The following is a 2,907-nucleotide window of genomic DNA, read 5'->3' on the forward strand; positions in this document are numbered from 1 at the left end:
TGGAAGTGTTGGTTCATCTATCCAACCCTTCCCCTATCCCAACAACTGATGCAGCATTCAGAAATTAAATTGATTCTTGCTACTGGTGGACCGGGAATGGTTAAAGCTGCTTACTCCTCCGGTCATCCATCTCTAGGAGTCGGTGCTGGTAATACTCCAGCTTTGATTGACGAAACTGCCGAAATCAAAATGGCAGTCTCTTCAATTATCCTCAGTAAAACCTTTGATAATGGGATGATTTGTGCCAGCGAACAATCAGTGGTTGTAGTTGATAGTGTTTACGATACAGTAAGACAAGAATTTATCGACCGAGGCGCTCATTTCTTAACTCCAGAAGAAAAAGACAAACTGAGAGGCAAAATTATAGTCAACGGACGCTTGAATGCAGAAATTGTCGGCCAACCCGTGCAAAAAATTGCCGAAATGGCAGGTTTCTCCATTCCAGAAAATACCAGAGTAATTATTGGTGAAGTAGAAAATATTAATCAAGAAGAACCATTTGCCCACGAAAAACTTTCCCCTATCTTGGCAATGTATCGGGCAAATACCTTTGAAGAAGCTGTAGACAAAGCCGAAAGTTTAGTAGAATTTGGTGGACGTGGACATACAGCAGCTCTATATACTTCTCCTGCCAATACAGATCATATTAAACGATTTGAAGATACTGTCGAAACAGCCAGGGTTCTAATTAATACTCCTTCTTCCCAAGGAGCGATCGGCGACATCTATAATTTCCGCCTTGACCCTTCCTTAACTCTAGGTTGTGGAACATGGGGTGGTAACTCTGTTAGCGAAAACGTTGAACCCCACCACCTATTAAATATAAAGACAGTGGCAGAACGTCGAGAAAATATGTTGTGGTTCCGCGTTCCACCAAAAATTTACTTTAAATATGGTGCCTTACCTACTGCCATGCGAGAGTTGGCAGGTAAACAACGAGCATTCATTGTCACTGATAAACCCATATATGAACTCGGGATGACTCGCGGTTTAGAAAATGTGCTGGATGAAGTTGGAGTTAAATATGACATCTTTTATGATGTGGAACCCGATCCTTCCCTGGATACTGTTAACCGGGGTTTGGATATGATGCGGAAATTTAATCCTGATGTGATTATTGCCATTGGTGGTGGTTCTCCTATGGATGCTGCAAAAATTATGTGGTTGATGTACGAGCATCCAGAAATAGAGTTTGAAGGTTTGGCAATGCGGTTTATGGATATCCGCAAACGGGTTTATGATTTACCACCTTTGGGAGAGAAAGCTATTTTGGTAGCAGTACCTACGACTTCCGGTACAGGTTCGGAAGTTACACCTTTTGCCGTGGTGACTGACCGCCGAAATAATATTAAGTATCCTCTGGCAGATTATGCTTTGACTCCCAGTATGGCAATAGTCGATCCAGAGTTGGTATTAAATATGCCGAAAAGTTTGACTGCTTTTGGTGGAATAGATGCTTTGACTCATGCGGTGGAAGCTTATGTTTCTGTTTTAGCTTCTGAATATACTAATGGTCTGGCGTTGAAAGCTGTTGGATTAATTTTTAGATATCTCCCTTCTGCTTATAACAATGGTGCTAATGACCCCAAAGCACGAGAAAAAATGCACTACGCTGCAACAATTGCAGGTATGGCTTTTGCTAACAGTTTTTTGGGTGTTTGCCATTCCATCGCTCACCAGTTAGGAGCTATTTTTCATATTCCCCACGGTTTGGCAAATGCGTTGATGATTTCTCATATTATTCGTTACAACTCTACCAATGCGCCGTTCAAACAAGCAACTTTCTCCCAGTATAAATATCCTAATGCTAAATGGCGTTATTCTCAAATTGCTGATTATTTGCTATTAGGTGGAGAAACTGAGGATGAAAAAGTAGATTTGTTAATTGCTGCTATTGAAGAGCTGAAAAGTCAGGTGGGTATTCCCAAGGCAATTAAAGATGTGGTCTCTGTGAGTGAAGCTGAATTTTTTGCTAAACTGGAAGATTTGGCAGACCAAGCTTTTGATGACCAATGTACGGGTTCAAACCCTCGGTATCCTTTGATTAGTGATATTAAGCAGTTGTTGACCAATGCTTATCATGGTGACTTGGCTACTTCTAGAGAGTTGAATGGTAATGGTGCTGTGATTATTTCTCCAAGTACACCTGCTGTAGTAGGACAAGGTTGAAGAAAGTCAGTAGGGTGCTGTTAGCGATAGCGTAACGTACCTATTGCTCAGGAGTCATATCATGTCCACCTGAATACTTAGGATTTGCTGATTAACTATCAAAGCATTGATAGATAAAGGTTTTAATCTTATGATATTCCCAAAAAGTAGAAGTTAGTAGGGTGCTGTTAGCGATAGCGTAACGCACCCATTAGTCAGGAATCAGGAGTCAGAATGAAAGAAGAAGACAGGAGACATTAAGGTGACAAGACTCAAAAAAATGGTGCGTAACGCTCCACTTTGTTCCGCTAACACACCCTACTGGACTGACACACCTTAAATGGTGCATTAGAAAAAATCGGTCAAACCTTGCCATAACAGAAATTATACGAAAAAGCTAATGCACAGTTTTAGCTGTGTCAGTCTACTACTAGCGCGTCAAGCTTGAAATAGTGTTTTAGGAAAATTCTCCAAACCTTAGTCAGAGCAAGAATTATACTCAAAAATTTAATACACCATTTTCAGCTTGACACGACACTACTAGCGCGTCAAGCTTGAAATAGTGTTTTAGGAAAATTCTCCAAACCTTAGTCAGAGCAAGAATTATACTCAAAAATTTAATACACCATTTTCAGCTTGACACGACCCTACTGGACTTGCGAGTAGTAGGGATTTAGCTTGATGATATATTTTGGGTCTGAAGCTCTACTACAAACAATTAAGTTATGCTTGGGCTTTTAATTGAACACCTTTATAGCA

At 40.5% G+C, this 2,907-nt stretch carries 1 protein-coding gene; it reads left to right on the plus strand.

Features of this window, described 5'->3' with window-relative positions; genetic code table 11:
* Nucleotides 1-2,169, plus strand: a 2,169-nt coding sequence (adhE, locus tag F6K13_RS26505) for a bifunctional acetaldehyde-CoA/alcohol dehydrogenase (RefSeq protein WP_287288928.1), incomplete at its 5' end; no start/stop codon positions are given.
* Nucleotides 2,170-2,907: the final 738 nt, after the last annotated feature.

The sequence above is a fragment of the Okeania sp. SIO2B9 genome (genome assembly GCF_010672505.1).
GTDB lineage: Bacteria > Cyanobacteriota > Cyanobacteriia > Cyanobacteriales > Microcoleaceae > Okeania > Okeania hirsuta.